Below are 23,352 nucleotides of genomic sequence, written 5' to 3'. Positions count from 1 at the left end.
ATCGGGACGCCGTTCGCGATTTCCAGCGATGGCCGGGATATCAGCCCTTCATCGCTTCCAGTTCGATGCCCTTGGTCTCATGCACCGCACGCAGCACGAAGATCACCGAAAGCGCCGCACCCAGCGTGTAGAAGCCGTAAGTCACCGGCAGGCCGATGTTCGCGGCAAGCCAGGGAAAGCTGGAGCTGACCGCGAAGTTCGCCAGCCACTGCGCCGCACCGGCGACTGCCAGTGCCGAACCGCGCATCTGGTTGGGGAACATCTCGCCCAGCATGACCCACATGACCGGGCCCCAGCTCATGTTGAAGAACACGACGTAGACGTTCGCAGCAACGAGCGCGATCGTGCCCACGCCGCCCGGCAGCGCCAGCTTGCCGTCGACGATGCTCGCCTGTGCAAAGCACCAGACCAGCGTCGCCAGCGTCACCGTCATGCCGATCGAGCCCCACAGCAGCAGCGGCTTGCGGCCGATACGGTCAACCAGCGCAATCGAAAGCAGGCAGGCGAGGATCGAGAGCGCGCCCGAAAGGATGTTGATCTTGAGCGCATCCGCTTCGCTGAAGCCGACCGCCTGCCACAGCACCGCGCCGTAGTAGAACACCACGTTGATGCCGACGAGCTGCTGGAACACGGCAAGGCCGATGCCGACCCAGACGATCGGACGCCAGCCGCCGCCGGGCTTGCGAATGTCGGCAAGGCTGGGCGCGTGGTCGCTGGTGAGCGAGGCTTCGATCTCACCCAGCTTCACGCGCGCGGCGTCGGCGCCGAAGAGCTTGCCCAGCACCGTCAGTGCCTCGGCGTTACGGCCCTTGGAAACGAGGAAGCGCGGGCTTTCGGGGATCAGCAGCAGCGTCACGAAGAACAGCAGCGCCGGCAGGGCCTGAACCCAGAACATCCAGCGCCAGGCCGGATAGCCGCCCCAGAAGATGCCGAGTGACGAGCCCGCCGCGCCGGCCAGCCAGTAGTTGGCAAGGAACGCGCCGGTCAGGCCCGAGATGATCATGACCTGCTGCGCGCTCGACAGACGGCCGCGAATGGCGGCCGGCGTGACTTCGCTGATGTAGGCGGGCGAAAGCACGCTCGCCGCGCCGACTGCCGCACCTGCAAAGAAACGGGCGATGGCAAGGATAATGGCCGAAGGCGCCGCGCCCGAGACCAGCGCGCTGATGAGGAACAGCAGTGCCGCCATCATCATCACCGTGCGGCGGCCGAACACGTCCGCGAAACGACCGGCGAGGAAGGCGCCGAGCGCACAACCGGGCAGCAGTGCGCTGACGGTCAGGCCCAGTTGCCCTTCAGTCAGTCCGAACGCATGGCGCAGGCCGTCCTGCGTGCCGTTGATCGCGCCCGAATCGTACCCGAACATGAAACCGCCGATGGTCGCCACCGCGACAATCAGGCCGATGAACCCCAGATTCGCCCCGGGACCCGTGGATTTACCAGTCATTTACTCACCTCTCCCCGGATTCTCCGGCCCGGACCCGCCCGGGATTGTTAGCGCTATCGAGCCGCTGTTGCGGCCTGTGTCAAGCCCGCTGGGGCGGACCGTCAGAATCCCTTGCGATCAGGCTGAAGGCGACGCTCTCATCGCTGGCCGCCTGTCTCTCCTCCGCTCCCCCGGCGATGGCCCCGGCGAGCAGTTGCGTCGCCATGCGGGCCATTTCGGCCACCGGCTGGCGCACCGTGGTCAGTTCGGGCCAGATGGTGGTGGCGATCGCGGTATCGTCGAAGCCGCAGATCGATACGTCGCGCGGCACGTCCAGCCCGCGCCGATGCGTGACGGCGACAGCGGCAGCGGCCATGTCGTCGTTGGCCGCAAAGATCGCCGTGGGCGGCACGGCAAGGTCAAGCAACGCTTCGCAGGACGCGAGGCCGGAGCGATAGGAATAGTCGCCCGCCGTCTCCAGCGCGGCCTCCATCGCGATCCCCGCTTCGGCCAGCGCGCGGCGATAGCCGGTCAGGCGGAGCTGGCTGGACGCCTGACGCGGATCGCCACCGATGAACCCGATCCGGCGATGGCCCAGCGCGATAAGCCGCGCGGTCATCGCCGCTGCCGCGCCTTCGTCATCCATGCAGACGGTATGCGCGCCCTCGGCCGGTCTGCCGGTCGCCACTTGCGCCACCGCCATGCCGACGCCCACGAGCGCGCCTACCAGTTGCGGATCGTCGCAAAGAGGCGGCGGCAGCAGGACCGCGTCGAGCCGGTGGCGGCGGAGCTGCCCCACCAGCGCCGCGGCATCCGCTTCGGCCTCGCACTGTTCAAGGATGATCTGGGCATCGTGCCGCGCCGCTTCGGCCAGCGCACCGACAAGAAATTCGCTCAGGTAGGAGGCGCTGGGGTTGGAATAGAGCAGCCCGATCCGGCACTGCCGTCCGCTGGCAAGGCTACGTGCCGCCGGGTTGGGCACATAGCCAAGATCGCGGATCACCTCGTCCACTTTCTCGCGGGTCGCCTGCGAAACGCGCGGGTCGCCGTTGACCACGCGCGAGACCGTCATCGGCGAGACACCCGCCTCGCGCGCGACTTGAGAGACAGTCACGCTCGCGCCCCCGCGCCGCGCGGTTCGGCGCGATTCGCCCGATACGTCGCCCTCGATCATTGCCCCATCACCCCACCATTGGCCTTATTGGCCTACCCCATCACATCCGCCTGCCTATCCTTCCCGGACGCCTCTTGGCAAGCCGCTCGGCAGAAGCCAGCGCACGCTTGTCAATCCTGATTGGTAGCGCTACCTATTTGTCCAGCCGACGAGAGTTCAATACCTGGCGTCGCACAATCGAAGTTACCCGTGGGAGTGGGCCTGAACATGTTTCTCGGCATCGATATCGGCACGTCCCCCATCCCCGAAGCATCATTTGTCTTCGATCGCCGGGCATGGCATCCAGTCCAACCGCACGCCCGAGCCGAAGCCGGGCCGTCAGGAATGGCTGGAAAACCAAGTCAACGCATTCTGATGGAGACACGCTGATGATCGTGCTGGGGGCAGGCGACTACAGGCTGGAACTCGATCCCGCACGGGGCGGTTCGGTCACACGGTTCGACTGGCAGGGGAAGGCGCTGATGCGCCCCGCCAGTGGACCTTCGATTTTCGATGTCGCCAGCTTCCCGCTGGTGCCATTCTCCAACCGCATCGCCCACGGCCGTTTTCGCGCTGACAGCCGCGAGGTGGCACTGGCGCCCAACTTTCCGGGCTCCGACCACCCTCACCCGCTGCACGGCTTCGGCTGGCTCGCAGAGTGGGACGTGGTTGAGGCGTCGGATTTCCATGCCGTGCTTCAGCATGTCCACCCGGCAGGCGAATGGCCGTGGGAGTATCGTGCGCGGCAGGTCTTCCACCTTGACGAGTCCGGGCTGGTCATGGGTCTGTCGGTGACCAATCTCAGCGCCGAGCGGATGCCGGCCGGGCTTGGTTTCCATCCCTATTTCCCGCGCGACCATGCCACCCGCTATCGCGGCGCCCATCGGGGCGAGTGGCGCAACACGGCGGAATGCCTGCCACTGATGCTCGACACGCGCAGCGAGGCCCGTGACTGGTGGGAGGGCGAGCCCGTCGATGCCCGCGCGGTCGACACCGCCTATACCGAACGGGAGGGCCCGCTCACGATCGAATGGCCGCTGCGGGACCTTGCCCTCACGCTCGCGCCTTCGGACATCCTGGGAACCACGGTGGTCTTCAGCCCGGCCGGCGAGGATTATTTCTGCGTCGAACCCGTGAGCCATGCAACGGATGCGCACAACCGCGAGCCAGAGGAACTGGCATGGCTCGCTCCCGGCGAATCCACCCGCGCCAGCGTCGCCCTTTCCGCACGGGCACTGACACCGCCGCTGATCGAGCCGTTGACGACCTGATCCAATTCGTGGCCGGATGACGGTCAGCCACCCGGCCCATGGCAAGCGGTCCGATCAGCGGATTTCGGCGGGGTGGAAGTTCAGCGGCTCCACGCCGTGGAGTTCGGCGGCGGTCGGCGGCACGCGGCCGCCATCGGTCAGTCCGTACTTGCGCGCGATCTCCGCGCCCACCAGCGTACGGCCGCTCAGCGCGGCAAGATCCGGATCCCCGTAGAGCGCGTGAATCACGTGGCCGGTGAATTCCGGACTCTCGCAATGTCCTTCGAGATGGCCGTACTTCACCGGATCGGCGACCATGATCGCCTTCAGCCGGTCCGTCATCAGCGCGCCCATCCAGATCGAGAGCGCGGCAACCTTGCGGCCGGCGTGGCGGAAGTCTGACGCCATATCGAAGGCCATCTTGTCCATCCCCGCCTTGTGCGCGCCATAGGCGGGCCCGAGCGAATAGTGCGCCGCGCCCGACGCCGAGGTAAAGACGATCAGCCCGTGATTGCGCGCGCCCATGGCCTTTGCCGCATGCCAACTGGCGACATAGCCGCTACGCACGCCCACATTGATGAGATCGACAAGTTTCAGCGGCTTTTCCCAGAATTCGCCGGGCTGGGTCAGTTCGTCATGGATGGCGGCGGCATTGTTGACCAGCAGGTCGATCCGCCCCTCGTCCGCCAGCAGACGCTCGAACAGCGCGGCGACTTGCGCATCGTCGGAGTGGTCGCAGGCCACGGCAACGCCCCGTCCCCCGGCGGCGGTCACTGCCTCGGCGGTCTCGTAGATCGTGCCGGGCAGCGCGTTGCCGCCCGGTACCTGACTGCGCCCGGTGACATAGACCGTATAGCCGTGACTGCCGAGGGCCAGGGCGATCCCGCGCCCCGCGCCTCTGCTGGCGCCGGTCACCAGCGCGATGGGTGCCTGCTGCGTCATGCCTTCTCCCGTTTCGGGGACGGACTGCCTCCGTCCGTGTTGAACGGGTGTTTAGCAACCCCGTAGCAACAGGCAAAGTGAGTGCCATCAGGCATCCCTCGGGCGGTCGACCGCTCGTCAGCCGGTTGATCCGCAAAGCAATACTTGCAAGACGATGCGCAGGGCCAATGCCAAGAGGCGCAGGCCAAGACCAAGAGGGGCAAATCGTTTGATGTCTAGGGGATTTTCGGTGGCTCATCGCCGAGTGCGTCATGTAACCGGATGGTCCTCGCTGGCGCTTGGCCTGACCGTGCTCGGCACGGTTCCTGCCGCTGCCGATACGCCGCTTCCCCGCATCGTCGCGCGGAATGGCCGCCATGCGCTGGAAGTGGACGGCAAGCCGTTCCTCGTGCTCGGCGCGCAGGCCAACAACAGCTCGAACTATCCCGAGATGTTGCCCACCGTCTGGCCCGTACTCGACGCGATGCACGCCAACACGCTGGAAATGCCCGTCGCCTGGGAGCAGATCGAGCCCGAGGAAGGCAAGTTCGACTTTTCGTGGCCCGACACCCTCGTCCGCGAGGCGCGCGCGCATGACAAGCGGCTGGTGATCCTGTGGTTCGGCACATGGAAGAACACCGGCGCCAGCTATGCGCCCCAGTGGGTCAAGTCCGCGCCCGATCGCTTCGCGCGAATGCGCAAGGCGGACGGCACGCCGCACATGGTCCTGAGTCCGCACGATCCCGACACGCTCAAGGCCGACGCCCGCGCCTTTGCCGCGCTGATGGCGCATGTGAAAGCGATCGACCCGGACCACACCGTCGTCATGGTGCAAGTCGAAAACGAAGTCGGCAGCTACGGCCTTGCCCGCGATCATGCGCCCGAAGCCGAAGTGCAGTTCCGGGGACCGGTTCCCGCCGCTCTCGCCCGCACCGTGGGCAGGAACGGAACGTGGGAGCAGGTCTTCGGCCTCCACGCCGAGCAGGCCTTCAGCACATGGGCTTTCGCCGGTTACATCGACAAGGTCGCCGCCGCCGGTCAGGCGCAGCTTGACCTGCCGATGTACGTGAACGCCTCGCTCGGCTCGGCCGACAGCGACAAGCCGGGCGAGACCGGCCCCTACGGCGGCCCGAGCTGGAACATGATCGCCGTATGGAAAGCCGCCGCCCCGCACATCGCCGCGCTTGCGCCCGATATCTACAACCGCGACAAGGCTTTCGTCGCCAAGATCCTCGACCGATATGGACGGGCGGACAACCCGCTCCTCGTGCCCGAGATCGGCAATTCGCCCGACCATGCGCGCTTCCTCTGGCCCGTACTGGGGCACGGCGGGATCGGCTTCGCGCCGTTCGGCATGGATAGCTCAGGCTATTCGAACTATCCGCTCGGCGCCCGGCCCGATGAGGACGCGGAGGCCGTGACCGCGTTTGGCGCCGCTTATGGCCTGCTGGCGCCGATGGCGTCGGACTGGGCTCGGATCTCCCTGGAGAACCCGACATGGGGCACGGCCAAAGCGGCGGACGCCGCGGACCAGTCGACCGTCATGGGCACGTGGAAAGTCACTGTCCAATACGCACGCTGGGCCTTCGGCGCGAATGGCAGCGACGGCACGGCCCACCCGCTCAAGGACAAGCCGGTTGGCGGCGCGACAGTGGCGCAGCTCGGCCCCGACACGTTCCTGCTGATGGGCCAGCACGTGCGCATCCGGCTCGACGATGCCACCGCCGACCCGCGCCGTCCGGCCGAAATCCTCTCTGCCGAGGAAGGGCATTTCGAGAACGGACGCTGGATCATGAAGCGCCGCTGGAACGGCGACCAGATCGACTACGGCTTCAACATCGGCCCGGAACCGGTCATGCTGAAAGTGACCATGGGGCACTATCACTAATCATTGGGCACTAATCATTAGGCGCTAATCAGCGGCTTCCCGCCGAGGGGCCGAAATGGGCGTTGAGTTCGTAAGCCCCGGCAAGGAAAAGCTGGCGGACATAAGTGATCGGCTCGGCCCCGCGCCATGTGCGGCGTTCGATGCAGAGGCACGGCGCGCCGGCAGAAACGGCCAGCGCCTTGGCCTCTGCGCCCGTCGCGGCGGCGGCGGTGATGCGGGCATCCGCCTCGGTCCATGGTACATGTTCCAGCAACCAGCCGCCCGGAGACGAGAACTCGGCCTCGACAATCTCGGGCACGGCGGCGGCGTTCACGAAGCGGTTTTCCCACGCCATCGGCGCGTCGTCCGCGAAATGAATGCCCGAAAGCTCCAGCAGTAGCACCTCGCCATCGACATCCCACTTCACCGCCGCATCGAACGCGCGCAGCAGCTTGCGGCGCGAGAGCGCAAAGCGATAGGCCTGCCCGCGCGCGGCGACTTCGGCGCCAAGGTCGGGAATGTCCATCGCCATCGAATGCACGCGCGGCCGGGCGACGAACGTGCCCGCCTTACGCCGCCGCTCGACCAGCCCGGCAGCGGACAGCGCGGAGAGTGCCTTGTTCACCGTCATCCGCGCGCAGCCGTAGAGTTCCATCAGGTCCTGCTCGGTCGGCAGGCGTTCGCCGGGCGTAAGCGTGCCGGAGAGGATGCGGCTCTCGAAATCGTGGCGGATACGTTCGGAAAGGGTCATGCGCAGAGTCGGTCCAGAGTCATCCGATAGCGTCGGACGATCCCGTCGCGTGCGTGGTGGCGGCCAGAGCTAACCACCTGCTTGCCGAAGCGCCAGACGCAATCGATGCCCGATCGCCCGGACGCAAAGACCAGCCCGTCGAGCAGGCGACCCTCACCCCGCGCGCAGAGCGAGGGATGGTCGAGATCGAGCGAAACCGCGTCGAACGCGCAGCCCACTTTCAGCCCGGCCTCGACGCCCAAAGCCTGTGCACCGCCCTTGAGCGATGCCTGCCAGATCGCCTCGCCGGTCGAAGCCGTCTGCGCGTCGGCCAGCAGGTTGCGTTTGCGCGTGAACAGTCGCTGGCCGTATTCGAGCAGGCGCATTTCCTCGGTCGCGTCGATCAGCACGTTGGAATCGCTGCCGAGCCCATAAGCGCCGCCCGCCGCCAGCCAGTCCGCCATCGGGAACAGGCCGTCTCCCAGATTGGCCTCGGTGATCGGGCAGAGCCCCGCCACCGCGCCGCTGAGGGCAAGCCGCGTGGTTTCCTCGCGCGTCATGTGCGTGGCGTGGACCATGCACCAGCGGCGATCCACTTCCGCGTGATCGAGCAACCATTCGACCGGACGCTGACCGCTCCATGCCAGGCAGTCCTCCACCTCGCGCATCTGTTCGGCGATGTGGATATGGACCGGCCCCTCGCCTGCCATCGTTTCGAGACGCAGCAATTCATCCGGGCACACCGCGCGCAGGCTGTGCGGCGCAAGGCCGACCACCGCCTCGTCCAGCCCGGACACCGCCGCGCGGGCGCCCTTCAGCAGGCGCGCGAAACCGTCCAGATCGTGAATGAACCGCCGCTGCCCATGGTTGGGCGCCACCGCACCGAAGCCGGAATGGGCGTAGAATACCGGCAGCAGCGTCAGCCCGATGCCGGTTTCCGCCGCCGCCTCGGCAACCGCAGCGCACATGCGCGCGGGATCGGCATAAGCGCGCCCGTCGGCATCGTGATGGAGGTAATGAAACTCGCCGAGGCGCGTGAAGCCGCCTTCCAGCATCTCCATGGCCGCCAGCGCCGCCACTGCGTGGAGGTCCTCCGGCGTCATGCGGTCGAGGAACCGGTACATGACTTCACGCCATGTCCAGAAGCTGTCGTCGCTATTGCCGCGCTGCTCGGCCAGCCCCGCCATGCCGCGCTGGAAGGCGTGGCTGTGGAGGTTAGGAATGCCCGGAACCACGCAGGCGTGGCGCTCGTCGCCCGCTTCCGGCTGGGCACCCGACTCGATCCGCGCGATCCGCCCATCCGCGACCGTAAAGCGCACATCCCGAGCCCAACCGGACTCGCACAAGGCGCGCCCCGCATGGATCGTAAAGGACTGACGCGGCTGGGCTTGAGACATCGGGCACTCCCTTGGATTTCTTTTTGTCTATACATTATCGCGAGCCGATGCAATAAGACGCGGCAGAGAGTGATCCGCCCGGAGAGACTGGCCCGCCATGCGCTGCGATACGATCTGGACCAACGCCCGCCTCGCCACGATGGCCCCGCAAGCGGATGGCATCGGCGTGATCGAGCGCGGCATGGTTGCCGTCACCGACGGGCGGATTGTCTATGCGGGCCCCGAGGCGGATGCACCCACGCTGCAAGGCCGCATCGTCACCGATTGCGAGGGCCGCTGGATCACCCCCGGCCTGATCGACTGCCACACGCACCTGATCCACGCCGGCAACCGCGCGCGCGAATTCGAACTGCGCCTGGCGGGCGCCAGCTACGAGGAAATTGCCCGCGCCGGCGGCGGCATCGTCTCCACCATGACGGCCACGCGCGCCGCCAGCGAGGACGACCTCGTCGCCAGCGCCCTGCCCCGCCTCGACGCGCTGATCGGCGAAGGCACGACCACCGTCGAGGTAAAGTCCGGCTATGGCCTCGACCTTGCCAGCGAACTCCGAATGCTGCGCGCCGCGCGGCGGCTGGGCAGCGAGCGGCCGGTCTCCATCGCCACCACATTCCTCGGCGCTCATGCGCTGCCGCCCGAATTCGCAGGCGATGCCGATGGCTACATCGAGCATATCTGTGAGGTCATGCTGCCCGAAGTCGCCCGCGAGGGCCTTGCCGACGCGGTGGACGCCTTCTGCGAAGGCATCGGCTTTTCCCCGCAGCAAACCGAGCGCCTGTTCGCCGCCGCCCGCGCGCATGGCCTACCGGTAAAGCTCCACGCAGAGCAACTTTCGAACCTCCACGGCGCGGCGCTCGCTGCCCGGTTCGGCGCGCTTTCCGCCGATCATCTCGAACATCTCGATCTTGCCGGGATCGACGCCATGGCCGCATCCGGCACCGTGGCCACGCTGCTGCCGGGTGCCTATTACTTCACGCGCGAAACCGTGCTGCCGCCGATTGCTGCCTTGCGCGCAGCCGGCGTGCCGATCGCACTGGCGACCGACTGCAACCCCGGCACCTCGCCGCTCACCTCGCTGCTGCTGACGATGAACATGGGCGCGACGCTGTTCCGCCTCACCGTCGATGAATGCCTGCTCGGCGTCACCCGCAATGCCGCGCTCGCGCTCGGTCTTGCGGACCGTGGCACGCTGGAAGCCGGCAAGCGCTGCGACCTGGCGATCTGGGATGTCGAGCATCCGTCCGAACTTGTCTATCGCATGGGGCTGAACCCGCTCCATGCCCGCATCTGGAGTGGTCAATGAACGAAGTGCTGCTAACCCCCGGCACGGTGAGCCTCAGGGATTGGCGCGCGATCTATCGCGGCGCCGACGTAAAGCTCGATTCCAAGTGCATGCCGGTGATCGCCGAAAGCGCGGCTGCCGTCGCCCGCATTCTTGCCAAGGGCCAGCCGGTCTATGGCATCAACACCGGCTTCGGAAAGCTGGCCAGCGTGCGCATCGGTGACGAGGACCTCGCCACGCTGCAGCGCAACATCGTGCTCAGTCACGCCGCCGGCACCGGAGAGCCTTCGCCCGTTTCGGTGATCCGCCTGATGATGGCGCTGAAGCTCGCCAGCCTTGCCCAAGGCGCGTCGGGCGTGCGCGTCGAAACGGTGGAACTGCTTGAGGCGATGCTGGCCAAGGGCCTGACGCCGGTAGTGCCCTCACAAGGTTCGGTCGGCGCCAGCGGCGACCTTGCCCCGCTTTCGCACATGGCCGCGACGATGATCGGCGTGGGCGAGATTTTCGTGGGCGACAAGCGCCTCCTCGCCGCCGAAGCGCTGGCTGAGGCCGGTCTCGCGCCGGTCGAACTCGGCGCCAAGGAAGGCCTCGCCCTTCTCAACGGCACCCAGTTCTCGACCGCCAATGCCCTTGCCGGGCTGTTCGAGGCGGAGCGCCTGTTCCAGTCCGCGCTCGTCACCGGCGCGCTCTCGACCGAGGCGGCCAAAGGTTCCGACACTCCGTTCGACCGCCGCATCCATGCGCTGCGCCGCCATCCCGGCCAGATCGAGGTAGCGGGCGCCCTGCGCGCGCTGATGGACGGTTCCGCCATCCGCGCCAGCCACCTTGAAAACGACGCCCGCGTGCAGGACCCGTACTGCCTGCGCTGCCAGCCGCAGGTCATGGGCGCCGCGCTCGACGTGTTGCGCCAGGCGGCAACGACGCTGGAGATCGAGGCCAACGGCGTTTCCGACAACCCCCTGATCTTCCCCGAAGCGGACGAAGCGCTCTCCGGCGGCAACTTCCATGCCGAGCCGGTCGCCTTCGCTGCCGACATGATCGCGCTGGCCGTCTGCGAAATCGGCTCGATCTCCGAACGCCGCGTGGCGATGCTGGTTGACCCGGCGCTGTCTGGCCTGCCCGCGTTCCTGACGCCGCGCCCCGGCCTCAATTCGGGCTTCATGATCCCGCAGGTCACCGCCGCCGCGCTGGTCTCCGAAAACAAGCAGAAGGCCTATCCGGCATCGGTCGATTCGATCCCGACTTCGGCCAATCAGGAAGACCACGTTTCGATGGCCGCCCACGGCGCCCGCCGCCTGATCGGCATGGTGGAGAATGCCAGCGCGGTGATCGGCATCGAACTGCTCGCCGCCGTGCAGGGCATCGATTTCCACGCCCCGCTGGCATCGAGCACAGTGCTGGAACAGGCCCGCGAAACCCTGCGCGCACAGGTACCGACGCTGGAGGATGACCGCCACTTCCACCCCGACATGGAAGCCGCGAACGTGCTGATCCGCTCCGGCGCACTGGTGGACATCGGCGGCGACCTGCTGCCCGGCGTTGCATGATGCACCGCTCCGTCCCTTCCCCCTCCTTCGTCATTGCGAGGAGGCGGAGGCGAAGCCGACACGGCAATCCAGTGCAGCATAAGGCCGCCCCTGGATTGCTTCGCTACGCTCGCAATGACGAGATGGTGGGTAATGGCAGTTGTGTGAGGCGCAGCGCATGAGCACGAGCTTCACGCTTCATCGCGGGGAGGCGCCGCTGGTCGTCGCCTTTCCACATGTCGGCACCGACCTCGCCGACGTCGGCCCGGCCTTCCGCTCGGAATGGCTGGCGCGGCGCGATGCCGACTGGTGGGTGGACGATCTCTACGCCTTCGCCCGCGAGCTTGGCGCGACGACGATTGCTGCACGCGTTTCGCGCAGCGTGATCGACCTCAACCGCGATCCTTCTGGCGCCTCGCTCTATCCCGGGCAGGCGACGACGGAACTCTGCCCGACGACCACGTTCGACGGAGAGCCGCTTTATAAGGCCGAAGGCCCTGATGAGGCCGAGATCACCCGCCGCCGCGCGCTTTGGTTCGATCCGTATCACGCCGTGCTACGCTCCGAGATCGAGCGACTGCGCACGCTCCACGGCAAAGTCGTGGTCTATGACGCGCACTCGATCCGCAGCCATGTGCCGCGCCTGTTCGACGGCGAATTGCCACAGTTCAACATCGGCACCAACCTCGGCCAGACCTGCGATCCGGCGCTTTCCGCCGCCGTGGTCGAAGTCTGCAAGGCAAGCGGACTCAGCCACGTTCTGGATGGCCGCTTCCGTGGCGGCTGGACCACGCGGCATTACGGAGAGCCCGCCAGCGGCGTCCATGCGATCCAGATGGAACTCGCCATTCGCGGCTACATAGACGAGCCCGAAGTGCCGAGCGAAGCCAACTGGCCCCTGCCCTATTCGGCGGCGCGTGCCGCCGCCCTCACCCCGATCCTGCAAGACGTGTTGAAGGCCGCAATCGCCTTCGCGCAATCCTGACCTGAGGAAACACAATGACCCGCCTCGACAACAGCCGCGTCATCAAGCCTGCGACCGGCACCGAACTTTCCGCGAAAAGCTGGCTCACCGAAGCGCCGCTGCGCATGCTGATGAACAACCTCCACCCCGACGTGGCCGAACGGCCCGAGGAACTGGTGGTCTACGGCGGTATCGGCCGCGCCGCGCGCGACTGGGAAAGCTACGACAAGATCGTCGAGACGCTGCGCCGCCTGAACGAGGACGAGACGCTGCTGGTCCAGTCCGGCAAGCCGGTCGGCGTGTTCCGCACCCACGCCGATGCGCCGCGCGTGCTGATCGCCAATTCCAACCTTGTGCCGGAATGGGCGAACTGGGAACACTTCAACGAACTCGATAAGCGCGGGCTTGCCATGTACGGCCAGATGACCGCCGGGTCGTGGATCTACATCGGCACGCAGGGCATCGTTCAGGGCACGTACGAAACTTTCGTCGAGATGGGCCGCCAGCACTACAACGGCGACTTTTCGGGCAAGTGGCTGCTGACCGCCGGCCTTGGCGGCATGGGCGGCGCGCAGCCGCTGGCCGCCGTGATGGCGGGCGCTTCGTGCCTTGCCATCGAATGCCAGCCCAGCCGCATCGAAATGCGCCTGCGCACCGGCTATCTCGACGTTGCCGCCAGCACGATCGAAGAAGCCATGGCGATCATCGAGAAGGCCAATGCCGACAAGAAGCCGGTCTCCGTCGGCCTGCTCGGCAACGCGGCGGAACTGCTGCCCGAGATGTTCGCGCGCGGCATTCGTCCTGACTTGCTGACCGACCAGACCTCCGCCCACGATCCCGTCAACGGCTACCTCCCCGCCGGCTGGACCGTCGCCGAATGGATCGAAAAGCGCGAGCGTGAACCGGAAGCGGTCGCCAAGGCGGCCAAGGCCTCCATGGCGGTCCACGTGCAGGCCATGCTGGACTTCCAGGCGGCGGGCGTGCCCACCACCGACTATGGCAACAACATCCGCCAGATGGCCAAGAACGAAGGCGTCGAGAACGCGTTCGACTTCCCCGGCTTCGTGCCCGCCTATATCCGCCCGCTGTTCTGCCGCGGCGTGGGGCCGTTCCGCTGGGCCGCGCTCTCCGGCGATCCCGAGGATATCTACAAGACCGACGCCAAAGTGAAGGAACTGCTGCCCGACCACACGCACCTGCACAACTGGCTCGACATGGCGCGGGAGAAGATCCAGTTCCAGGGCCTGCCCGCGCGCATCTGCTGGGTCGGTCTGGGTGACCGCCACCGGCTGGGCCTCGCCTTCAACGAGATGGTAGCGAATGGCGAACTCAAGGCCCCGGTCGTCATCGGCCGCGACCACCTCGACAGCGGCTCCGTCGCCTCGCCCAACCGCGAAACCGAGGCCATGCGCGACGGTTCGGACGCGGTTTCGGACTGGCCGCTGCTCAACGCCCTGCTCAACACCGCGAGCGGCGCGACCTGGGTTTCGCTGCACCATGGCGGCGGCGTCGGCATGGGCTATTCGCAGCATTCGGGCATGGTGATCGTCGCCGACGGCACCGAAGCGGCCGCCAAGCGTCTGGAGCGCGTGCTGTGGAACGATCCGGCGACAGGCGTGATGCGTCACGCCGATGCCGGGTACGAGATCGCGCTGGATTGTGCGCGGGAGAAGGGTTTGGACCTTCCGGGGATCCTCTGATCTCGGCCTAAGCGATACCACCCCGTCGTCCTCGCGAAGGCGGGGACCCCGCTTGTTCTTCTGGCCTTGTGCGAGGACGCAAAGAAAAGCGGGGCCCCCGCCTTCGCGGGGGCGACGGGGTTATTTGTGTGAGGATGTCATCCTGACGCGCAGTCGTTACGCTCATCGGCCGAAGGCCATTCGAAGCCGGAATGCGAGCGCAACGCTTCGTCTGGGCTCGACGAAGACATTTTGTGGGTCTGGGGGATCATCCCCCAGAATCCCTTTTTCTTACCGACTTTCAGCCCAAGCCGAGCGCTCTGCCTCGCTCAGCGGCAGTTCCACCGAGCGCCCTTCCGCCGCCGATTGCTGCGCCGCCTCGATCACCGCCATCACGGCCAGAGAATGGACCGGCGGAACCGGGTTCGCGGCCCTGCCCCGCACGGCTTCGGCGACGAGACGATAGAACTCGCGCTGATCTCCGCGCTCGGCCGGGATGCTGTGCGGCTTGCCTTCACCGTCATAGTGCACGAGCGGATCGGGGTCCTCGCCCCAACCCGGCGCACCGGGGGTCATGCCAGCGAGGAGTTGGCTCTCCTGCACGTCCATGCCCTGCTTGACCGCGCTACCGGCAGTCCCGTGGACGATGAAGCGCCCGGAGCCGCCCGCCACCAGCATAGAGGCGTGCAGAATGGCGCGCTTTCCGCCGAAATCGAGCACAACATGCGCCCAATCCGTGCTGCGCGAGCCATCCCGCTGAAGGGCAAGCGAAGCGGTCACCCGCTGGGGCAGGCCCATCAGCAGCAGCGCGTGATCGGTGAGATGCGGGCCAAGGTCGAACCAGATCCCCGCGCCGGGTCCGTCGCCCTCGCGCCAGCGGTCGCGGACTTGCGGGCGGAAGCGGTCGAAGTGGATTTCAAGGTGCGCGGGATCGCCCACCAGACCCTCGTCGATGGCCTTGCGCACGCTCGCGAAGTCGCTGTCCCAGCGGCGGTTGTGGAACACCGTGAGGTGCCGCCCGGTCTCTGCCGCCAGCGCGAGCAAGGCCCGCGCTTCGGCGAGATCCAGCGTGAACGGCTTGTCCACGACGACATGCTTGCCCGCGCGCAGGGCCGCCTGCGCCAGCGGGAAATGCGTTTGGTTGGGCGTAGCGATAACGACCAGATCGATCGCCGGATCGCCCAGCAGCGCTTCGGCATCGGCATGGATCGTCGCGTCCGGGAAACGCTCCAGGATCCGCTCGGGCTGGCCCGAGACGAAAGCATCGAGCGAAAGCCCCGGCACGGCCGCGATCAGCGGCGCGTGGAACGTCGCCCCCGCATAGCCGTAACCGATGAGGCCGACCCTGACGATGTCCTGCGCCTCAGCCATGGGCGGCGTACTCGGCCATCCACATGCTCGCCGCGATGTTTTCACGCGTGAGCGTATCGGGCTCGGCGGTGGCGAGGCCTTCGGCAACTGCCTGCGCGGCCACGGCGACGGCAATCTCCAGCGCCACTTCGCGCAGCGCCGTCACCGGCGGCAGCAGTCCGCCGTCCCCTTCATGCAGTTCACCAAGGCGGCGGGCAGCGGCCATGAACATGCCGTCGCTGACGCCGCTGGCGCCGCTCGCCAATGCGCCGAGACCGATGCCGGGGAACACGTAGACGTTGTTGACCTGCGTGACGCCCGGCGTGCCGAAGGGGCTGCCGGTACCGACAATGGCCTTGCCGCCGGTCCATTCGAGAACGTCTTCGGGATGCGCCTCCGCACGCGACAGCGGGTTGGAGAGCGGGAAGATCACGGGGCGATCCACGTTTTCCGCCATGGTGCGGATCGCGCGCTCGTCGAAGGCCGATTTCTGGCCCGAAGTGCCGATCAGCACGGTCGGCTTCACGTTGGCGATCACATCGTGCAAGGTGATGAGATTGGTGCCCGTGAGGTTCCATGCCGCGATCTCGGCCGGATCGCGCGCCAGCTTCACCTGCTGGGGCGGCAGGCGCGGAATGTCGGAGAGGATCAGGCCGTCACGGTCGACCGCCCAGATCTTCGCGCGGGCCTCGGCCTCGCTCAGTCCGTCATGCTGCATGGCCTGCACCAGCATCTCGGCCACGCCGCTGCCTGCCGCACCGGCGCCGAACAGGACCACGCGCTGCTCGGTGATCGGCACGCCGGTCTTGCGGATGGCCGAAAGCAGCGTGCCCACGGCGGTCGCGGCCGTGCCCTGAATATCGTCGTTGAAGCTCAGCAGGCGGTCGCGGTAGCGGCCGAGCAGGTCGTAGGCGTTCTTGCCCGCGAAATCCTCCCACTGGAGCAGCACGCCGGGGAAGCGGTCGTTCACGGCGCTGACGAAAGCCTCGACGAAATCGTCGTAGTCCTTGCCGCGCACGCGGGGCGCGCGCCAGCCGATGTAGAGCGGGTCTTCGCGGCGGGCGTGGTTGTCGGTGCCGAGGTCCAGCAGGATCGGCAGCACTTCGGCCGGGTGGATGCCCGCGCAGGCGGTATAAAGCGCCAGCTTGCCAATCGGGATGCCCATGCCGCCGGCACCCTGATCGCCCAGACCGAGGATGCGTTCGCCATCGCTGACGACGATCACTTTCACGCGGTCATAGGCGGGGTCCGCCAGAATGTCGTCGATGCGGTCCTTGTTGGGATAGCTCAGGAACAGGCCGCGCGGGCGGCGGTAGATCTCGCTGAAACGCTCGCAGCCCTCGCCCACGGTCGGCGTGTAGACCAGCGGCAGCATGCGCGGCAGATCGCTCTGGACCAGCGCATGGAACAGCACTTCGTTGGAATCCTGAAGCTCGCGCAGGAAGGCGTAGCGCTGGAAATCGCTTTCCTTCTCCTCCAGCGCCTTGCGGCGACGCTCGATCTGGCTTTCGAGCGTGCCCACGTGGGGGGGCAGCAGCCCGTGCAGGCCGAAACGGTCGCGCTCGTCCTCGGTGAAAGCCGTCCCCTTGTTGGTCAGCGGATCGGAGAGCAGCGCGCGGGCAGCGGCGTGGCGGGTGGGGGACATCGGCGACCTTTCAACAGACTTCAGGCGCCCGGCCGGACGGGGCGGCAATGCCGAGAAAGGGCAATGCTCACCACGAGAGGGCCGGGAAGGCCCCCGAGGGATCGGCGCGAGCTAGCGTCTGCTCGATAGACCGGCGGACATGCCGTGTCACGCGGCAGCAGGTGCAATTACTGCACGGGCAATAGTGGAAAGGCCAGCTAATCCGCGGCGGCAAGTTGCGCTGTTTGCACGCCGCCCGCATCGGCGCGATTGGCGATCACTGCGCGGAACCGGTCCATGTCGATCGCCTTCTCCCAACGCGAGATGACCACGGTGGCCACGGCATTGCCGATGAAGTTGGTGAGGCTGCGGCATTCCGACATGAAGCGGTCGACGCCGAGGATCAACGCCATGCCTGCCACCGGCACCGACGGCACGATGGAAAGCGTGGCCGCCAGCGTGATGAACCCAGCGCCAGTAACGCCCGCCGCGCCCTTGGAAGAGAGCATGGCAACGCTCAGCAGCAGCAGTTGCTCGCCCAGCGAAAGATGCACGTTGCAGGCCTGCGCGATGAACAGCGCGGCCAGCGTCATGTAGATGTTCGTTCCATCGAGATTGAAGCTGTAGCCGGTGGGCACCACGAGGCCGACGATGGGGCGCGGGCAGCCCGCGCGCTCCAGCTTCTCGATGAGCAGCGGCAGCGCGCTTTCCGAGGACGAGGTACCCAGCACGAGCAGCAGCTCGGCCTTGAGATAGGCGACCAGCGAGAAGATCGAGAACCCGGCAATCCGCGCCATCGCGCCCAGCACGACGAAGACGAACAGCGCCGAGGTGAAATAGAACGTCGCCACCAGCCCCGCGAGATTGGCGAGCGTGCCGACGCCGTATTTGCCCACGGTGAAGGCCATGGCCCCGAAAGCGCCGATGGGCGCGGCTTTCATGACGATGGACACCAGCTTGAAGAAAACCATCGAGATCGTCTCCAGCAGCGAGAGCGCAGGCGCGCCGCGATCCCCCAGCATGGCAAGCGAAATGCCGAAAAGGATCGCCACCACCAGTACTTGCAGGATGTTGCCCTCGGTCATCGAGGACAGGAACGTCTCGGGGATCATCGCCATGAGGAAGCCGCTCACGCTCGTCTCATGCGCTTTCTCCGAATAGAGCGCGACTTTTGAGGCATCGAGCGAGGCGGGATCGATATTGAGCCCGTGTCCCGGCTGCACCACGTTGGCCACGATCAGGCCGACAACGAGGGCAAGGCTGGAGAAGAACAGGAAATAGGCGAAAGCCTTGGCGGCCACCCGGCCCACGGCCTTCAGGTCGCGCATAGAGGCAATGCCGGTGGTGATGGTGAGGAAGATGACCGGCGCGATCACCATCTTCACCAGCTTGATGAAGGCATCACCCAGCGGCTTCAGCGCCTCGCCCGTTTCGGGCCGGAAATAGCCGATCAGTACCCCCGCCGCGATGGCGACGAGGACCTGGAAATAGAGATGGCCATACCAGCGCTTCGGCTTGGCAGGCTGCTCCGGCTCGAACGAAGCGGTATGCATGGACCCGTCTTGTGCTCCCTGGCGCCGCGCACATCCCACGATGGCCGGCGTAGACATCGCGGGACCCTGTGCGATTTGCGGGCGGGTTCCAAGTGGTTTTTGTGGGTTGGTGCGGGATTGCGGGATCGGGCGAGTTTGCGGGAATGCACCCTTCCCAACCCGGTCACCAAGCCCCAACCCGCTCATCCTGAGCTTGTCGAAGGATGCTGGCACAGCGCCTGGCCGAGGGGCCTTCGACAAGCTCAGGCTGAGCGGGACTGGGAGCGTTTTACCACCCAGAATAACGATAGAGCCATCCGTCGCCCCCGCGAAGGCGGGGGCCCCGCTTTTCTTTGCTACCTTGCAGGCAGAGGCGAGGTCGCAGGGAGGAAGCGGGATCCCCGCCTTCGCGGGGACGACGGGGTGTTTAGATGCGCACGGGTGGTTTGCCGGTCGGGCCTGCCAGTCGGGCCCGCCCCCTCACGTCAGCCGCGTCTCGATCGGCAAACCATTCCGCAACGTCAACGTCACCGGCGTCCGCTCAGCAATGTCGGCAAGACGGCTCTTCTGCTCCTCATTGAGCCCGGTAATCGTCAGCGTGCGGGCAATATGCAGATCGCCCTTCCCACCCTTGAGCGCGAGATCGACAGTCAGGTCGCCAAACTCCCAACCCTTGCGCGCAGCATACATCTTGAGCGTGATCGCGGTGCAGGCACCAAGGCTGGCGAGCAGCAGGTCGTAAGGCGCCGGCCCCACCCCCTGCCCGCCCAGCGCGGCGGGTTCGTCGGCAGTGATGGCGTGGCCGTTGACCACGATTTCGGTGCGCCAGGGAGTCTGGCCGATAGTGGCAGTAGCTTGCGTCATGGCCAAAACTCTCAGGCAGGAAGCGGAATGAAGTCGGGTTCGTTCGGCACGGTGCCGAAGCGCTGGGCCTTCCAGTCGTCCTTCGCCTGCTCAAGGCGATCCTTCGACGAGGAGACGAAGTTCCAGAAGATATGGCGCTCTTCGGGCAGCGGCTCGCCGCCCAGCAGCATCAGCCGCGTCTGCCCCTTGGCGCGCAGCACCAGTTCGGCACCTGGCTGGAAGACCACCAGTTCGGCCTCTCCGAACGTGCCGCTCTGCCCCACGACTTCGACCGCGCCGCTGACGACATAGATCGCGCGTTCGACATGCTCGGCCTTGAGCTGATAGCGCGCGCCGTCCAGCATCACGATGTCGGCATAGATCATGTCCGAATAGGTCTTGAGCGGCGAGGTCATCCCGTCGGACGTGCCGGCAACCAGCGTCAGGCGCGTGCCAGCATCCTCGGCCACGGGCATCTCGTCCGCCTTGTGGTGGGCGAACGTGGCGCCGATTTCCTCGGCCTCCTTCGGCAGCGCCACCCATGTCTGCAAGCCGAACAGCTTGCCGCCCGTGGCGCGGATTTCGGGAGAGGTGCGTTCGGAATGGACGATGCCGCTGCCGGCCGTCATCCAGTTAACCTCACCCGGACGGATCGGCTGGACCGAGCCCAGCGAATCCCGGTGCAGGATCTCGCCCTCGATCAGATAGGTCAGCGTGGAAAGACCGATATGCGGATGCGGGCGCACGTCGAGGCCCTCGCCCGACTTGAACACGGCCTCGCCCATCTGGTCGAAGAAGATGAAAGGGCCGATCATGCGGCGCTGCGCGACGGGTAGCGCGCGGCGGACTTTGAAGCCATCGCCAAGATCGCGGACCGAGGGAAGAATGACGAGGTCTACGCCTTCGACATCGGAAGTTTGCACGGACATTTCAGGCTTCTCCGGGAAAAGGAAGGGCGGGCACCGTGGCACCCGCCCCGTCATTGTCAGGCTGCGTCGACGAGGACGATCTCGCTGTCCTCGATCGCGGTTACCCGCAGTACGTCGAGGTCGCTGATCGCAGCGCCGTCACGGGCGTTGACGCGAACGTCGTCGATCTGCACCGCGCCGGTGGCGGGAACGAGGTAGCCCTTGCGGTCCTTGCCCAGCGGATACTCGGCAGTCTCGCCAGCCTTCAGCGTGGCTGCCACCACCTTCGCATCGGTGCGGATCGGCAGCGCGTCGTTGTCGTTCTCGTAGCCCGAAGCCAGCGTCACGAACTGGCCCGAACGCTCACCCTTGGGGAAGGGACGCGAACCCCAGCTGGGTTCCTCACCATTGCGGGTGGGGATGATCCAGATCTGGAAGATACGGGTTTCCACGTCCTCCATGTTGTATTCGGAATGCTGGATCCCGGTGCCCGCGCTCATCACCTGAACGTCGCCGGCCTCGGTGCGGCCCTTGTTGCCCAGGTTGTCCTGGTGGGTGATCGCACCTTCACGGACGTAGGTAATGATTTCCATGTCGCGGTGCGGGTGCGGCGGGAAGCCGGTCTTGGGGGCAATGATGTCGTCGTTCCAGACGCGCAGGTTACCCCAGTGGACGCGGGCCGGATCGTGGTAGCCGGCGAACGAGAAGTGGTGCTTGGCATCCAGCCAGCCGTGATTGGCGCCGCCGAGGCTGTCGAAGGGGCGAAGTTCGATCATGGTCCTAAATCTCCTGTCTTGGCGGGGAGCCGGTGAAGCCCGGTGGCCGCCTTGTCGAAGACCCATATAGGCCTTGCCATCTTTCCTGATCAGAGTGATAAAATCGACTGAACTATTCGACGGAGTTGATAAGTGAGTAATCCGGGTACGCCGACTTTCGACCAGCTTCGCATCTTTCTGGCCGTGGTGGATACCGGAAGTTTCGCAGGGGCGGCGCGCAAGCTGAACCGGGCGGTCTCCGTGATCAGTTATGGTATCGCCAACCTTGAGACGCAACTCGGCCTCTTGCTGTTCGACCGCGAAGGCACCCGCAAGCCGCAGCTTACCGTCGCCGGTCGCGCCGTGCTGGCCGAAGCGCGCGGCGTGGCCGAAGGCATCGACGGCCTGCGTGCCAAAGTGAAAGGCCTGCTGGAGGGGCTGGAGGCCGAAGTCGATCTGGCGGTCGACGTCATGTTCCCGGCGGAGCGGCTCGGCCTTGTGCTGCGCGCCTTCGCGGCCGAGTTCCCCACTGTGCAGCTTCGCCTCCATGTGGAGGCACTGGGCGCGATCACCGCCATGGTGCTGGACGGCAAGGCCGCCATCGGCCTGTCCGGCCCGCTGTTCGCGGGCGTGGAAGGGCTGGAAAGCGTTTCGGTCGGCTCGGTCGCAATGATTCCCGTGGCCGCGCCCGATCATCCGCTGGGCCGCATGTCCGACATCCCGCCGGGCGCCGGGCGCGAATATACGCAGCTCGTCCTGTCGGACCGCTCGCGCTTTACCGAAGGGCGCGACTTCTCGGTGATGAGTCCCAAGACCTGGCGCCTTGCCGACCTCGGCGCCAAGCACGCCCTGCTGCGGCAGGGCATCGGCTGGGGCAATATGCCGTTTGCGATGATCGAATCCGATCTGGTCGCCGGGACGCTGGTACGCCTGCAAATGCCCGAGCATCCGGGCGGCACCTACCGCCTTGCCGGCATCTGGCGCCGCGACGCGCCGCCGGGCCCGGCCGCCGCATGGCTGGTCGACCGCTTCGTTGCCCAATGCGAGGCTGACACGGTGGGATTCGACCTTCCGGACGTGTGACACCTAATATCGAAGACCGATGGGCGGCGCGATCCGGAACGGACAAAGTAAACGCGCCGTCCATCAAGAATTGCCTTACGAATGCAATGCCCTCGGGCGATCCATGGTCCAGTTGCGAATCGCTCTGGAGCACCGGCTTTGCTTCACCAACCCTCTCCCCATCGCCGATGCATTGGCAGCGTTCCTCCCGCCGGCGCACCCATTGCGTCGACTCCGTACAATACCCGTAACGCGCGCGCCGTTAGCGTTTCCGTCATCACCCCCCGCTCCTGAACTGCCGTCCGGCAATCTTTTCAACTCTTTAGAACGATGCGAACGGATTTATCCGGATTTCTGAAAAACGCGAATCCTCATAGCGTTAAGTCACCGCAGCAAGCGCTGCCTCTCTCAAGGAGCTTCCCGATGACGATCACCGCCACCGCCAAGCCTGGCAACTCGCTGCTTTCGCCGGACAACCACGCGCTCATCCTGATCGACTACCAGTCGCAGATGGCCTTCGCCACCAAGTCGATCGCCCCCGAATTGCTGCGCAACAATGCTGCGCTCGTCAGCCGCGCCGCAGCCTCGTTCAAGGTCCCGACGATCCTGACCACGGTTGCGGAAAAGAGCTTCTCCGGCCCGATGTTCAGCGAAGTGACCGATCCCTTCCCCGGCCAGAAGCTGCTCGACCGCACCAGCATGAACACCTGGGAAGACGAAGCGGTGATTGCCGAAGTCAACCGCATCGGCAAGCCGCGCATCGTCTTCGCCGGGCTCTGGACTTCGGTCTGCATCGTCGGCCCGGTCGCCTCGGCCATCGATCAGGGCTTCGAGGCCTATGTCATCACAGATGCTTCCGGCGACATCTCCCCCGAAGCGCATGAGCGCGCCGTGGAGCGCATGATCCAGCTGGGCGCCGTACCGGTGACCTCGCTCCAGTACCTGCTCGAACTGCAGCGCGACTGGGCGCGCACGGAAACCTACGACTCCACCACCGGCATCGCAGCCGAAGTGGGCGGCGCTTACGGCCTTGGCATCAAGTACGCCAAAGCCATGTTCGGTGCCTCCGAAGGCGGCCACTGAACC

19 protein-coding genes are annotated in these 23,352 nt (G+C 66.2%); 8 read left to right on the top strand and 11 right to left on the bottom strand.

The annotated features are described in order from the left end of the window. Positions 1–40: 40 nt before the first annotated feature. Entirely contained in the window at positions 41–1,447 is a 1,407-nt protein-coding gene (locus AC1VVK_RS16645; protein WP_482903850.1) for a sugar porter family MFS transporter, read from the bottom strand. A gap of 79 nt (positions 1,448–1,526) precedes the next feature. Beyond that, positions 1,527–2,600, bottom strand: a complete 1,074-nt coding sequence (locus AC1VVK_RS16640) for a LacI family DNA-binding transcriptional regulator (RefSeq protein ID WP_482903849.1) — start codon at positions 2,598–2,600, stop codon at positions 1,527–1,529. A 368-nt stretch (positions 2,601–2,968) separates the two neighbouring features. Here AC1VVK_RS16640 and AC1VVK_RS16635 point away from each other — a divergent pair, with 368 nt between their 5' ends. Then, positions 2,969–3,850, top strand: a complete 882-nt coding sequence (locus AC1VVK_RS16635; protein WP_482903848.1) for an aldose 1-epimerase — start codon at positions 2,969–2,971, stop codon at positions 3,848–3,850. 54 nt (positions 3,851–3,904) lie between these two features. Here AC1VVK_RS16635 and AC1VVK_RS16630 read toward each other — a convergent pair whose 3' ends face one another. Further along, positions 3,905–4,771 (bottom strand): SDR family NAD(P)-dependent oxidoreductase, encoded by an 867-nt coding sequence (locus tag AC1VVK_RS16630; protein WP_482903847.1) that lies wholly within the window; start codon positions 4,769–4,771, stop codon positions 3,905–3,907. A gap of 229 nt (positions 4,772–5,000) precedes the next feature. Here AC1VVK_RS16630 and AC1VVK_RS16625 point away from each other — a divergent pair, with 229 nt between their 5' ends. After that, the gene (locus tag AC1VVK_RS16625; RefSeq protein ID WP_482903846.1) at positions 5,001–6,638 is read left to right on the top strand and encodes a DUF5597 domain-containing protein; all 1,638 of its coding nucleotides are present in this window, start codon (positions 5,001–5,003) and stop codon (positions 6,636–6,638) included. 28 nt (positions 6,639–6,666) lie between these two features. On the opposite strand, the gene AC1VVK_RS16620 is transcribed toward AC1VVK_RS16625, so the two are convergent. Next, positions 6,667–7,374, bottom strand: coding sequence for a UTRA domain-containing protein (locus AC1VVK_RS16620; protein WP_482905188.1), 708 nt, complete (start codon positions 7,372–7,374; stop codon positions 6,667–6,669). After that, positions 7,365–8,744 (bottom strand): formimidoylglutamate deiminase, encoded by a 1,380-nt coding sequence (locus tag AC1VVK_RS16615; protein WP_482903845.1) that lies wholly within the window; start codon positions 8,742–8,744, stop codon positions 7,365–7,367. The genes AC1VVK_RS16620 and AC1VVK_RS16615 overlap by 10 nt, the downstream gene beginning before the upstream one ends. A 97-nt stretch (positions 8,745–8,841) precedes the next feature. Here AC1VVK_RS16615 and hutI point away from each other — a divergent pair, with 97 nt between their 5' ends. The 4 genes from hutI (at position 8,842) to hutU (ending at position 14,213) form a co-directional block, all read left to right on the top strand. Continuing rightward, positions 8,842–10,044, top strand: coding sequence for an imidazolonepropionase (gene hutI / locus AC1VVK_RS16610; protein WP_482903844.1), 1,203 nt, complete (start codon positions 8,842–8,844; stop codon positions 10,042–10,044). Continuing rightward, on the top strand, positions 10,041–11,570 hold the full coding sequence (gene hutH, locus AC1VVK_RS16605) for a histidine ammonia-lyase (protein WP_482903843.1): 1,530 nt from the start codon (positions 10,041–10,043) through the stop codon (positions 11,568–11,570). Before hutI ends, hutH begins: the two co-directional genes overlap by 4 nt. 157 nt (positions 11,571–11,727) lie before the next feature. Further along, positions 11,728–12,534: an N-formylglutamate deformylase gene (gene hutG, locus AC1VVK_RS16600; protein WP_482903842.1), complete on the top strand. Its 807-nt coding sequence runs from the start codon at positions 11,728–11,730 to the stop codon at positions 12,532–12,534. A gap of 14 nt (positions 12,535–12,548) precedes the next feature. Continuing rightward, entirely contained in the window at positions 12,549–14,213 is a 1,665-nt protein-coding gene (hutU, locus tag AC1VVK_RS16595; protein ID WP_482903841.1) for a urocanate hydratase, read from the top strand. 270 nt (positions 14,214–14,483) lie between these two features. Here the strand turns inward: hutU and AC1VVK_RS16590 are convergent, their stop codons facing one another. From AC1VVK_RS16590 to AC1VVK_RS16565, 6 genes are all read right to left on the bottom strand, one after another. Continuing rightward, positions 14,484–15,563, bottom strand: a complete 1,080-nt coding sequence (locus AC1VVK_RS16590) for an oxidoreductase (RefSeq protein WP_482903840.1) — start codon at positions 15,561–15,563, stop codon at positions 14,484–14,486. Continuing rightward, positions 15,556–17,187, bottom strand: a complete 1,632-nt coding sequence (locus tag AC1VVK_RS16585) for an NAD-dependent malic enzyme (RefSeq protein ID WP_482903839.1) — start codon at positions 17,185–17,187, stop codon at positions 15,556–15,558. The genes AC1VVK_RS16590 and AC1VVK_RS16585 overlap by 8 nt, the downstream gene beginning before the upstream one ends. A gap of 197 nt (positions 17,188–17,384) precedes the next feature. Then, complete coding sequence (locus tag AC1VVK_RS16580) at positions 17,385–18,719, bottom strand: dicarboxylate/amino acid:cation symporter (protein WP_482903838.1); 1,335 nt, start codon at positions 18,717–18,719, stop codon at positions 17,385–17,387. Positions 18,720–19,178: 459 nt separating this feature from the next. Beyond that, complete coding sequence (locus AC1VVK_RS16575; RefSeq protein WP_482903837.1) at positions 19,179–19,562, bottom strand: OsmC family protein; 384 nt, start codon at positions 19,560–19,562, stop codon at positions 19,179–19,181. An 11-nt stretch (positions 19,563–19,573) separates the two neighbouring features. Then, on the bottom strand, positions 19,574–20,470 hold the full coding sequence (locus tag AC1VVK_RS16570) for a pirin family protein (RefSeq protein WP_482903836.1): 897 nt from the start codon (positions 20,468–20,470) through the stop codon (positions 19,574–19,576). A 56-nt stretch (positions 20,471–20,526) separates the two neighbouring features. After that, a complete protein-coding gene (locus AC1VVK_RS16565) occupies positions 20,527–21,225 on the bottom strand; it encodes a pirin family protein (RefSeq protein ID WP_482903835.1) in 699 nt (232 codons plus the stop codon). Between the two features lie 132 nt (positions 21,226–21,357). Here AC1VVK_RS16565 and AC1VVK_RS16560 point away from each other — a divergent pair, with 132 nt between their 5' ends. Both AC1VVK_RS16560 and AC1VVK_RS16555 read left to right on the top strand, forming a co-directional pair. After that, complete coding sequence (locus tag AC1VVK_RS16560; protein WP_482903834.1) at positions 21,358–22,287, top strand: LysR family transcriptional regulator; 930 nt, start codon at positions 21,358–21,360, stop codon at positions 22,285–22,287. Positions 22,288–22,689: 402 nt separating this feature from the next. Then, the gene (locus AC1VVK_RS16555) at positions 22,690–23,349 is read left to right on the top strand and encodes a hydrolase (RefSeq protein WP_482903833.1); all 660 of its coding nucleotides are present in this window, start codon (positions 22,690–22,692) and stop codon (positions 23,347–23,349) included. The last annotated feature ends 3 nt before the right edge of the window (positions 23,350–23,352 follow it).

The organism is Novosphingobium sp. BL-S-32, assembly GCF_056857055.1.
This window is presented reverse-complemented; position numbering and strand designations above follow the sequence as displayed.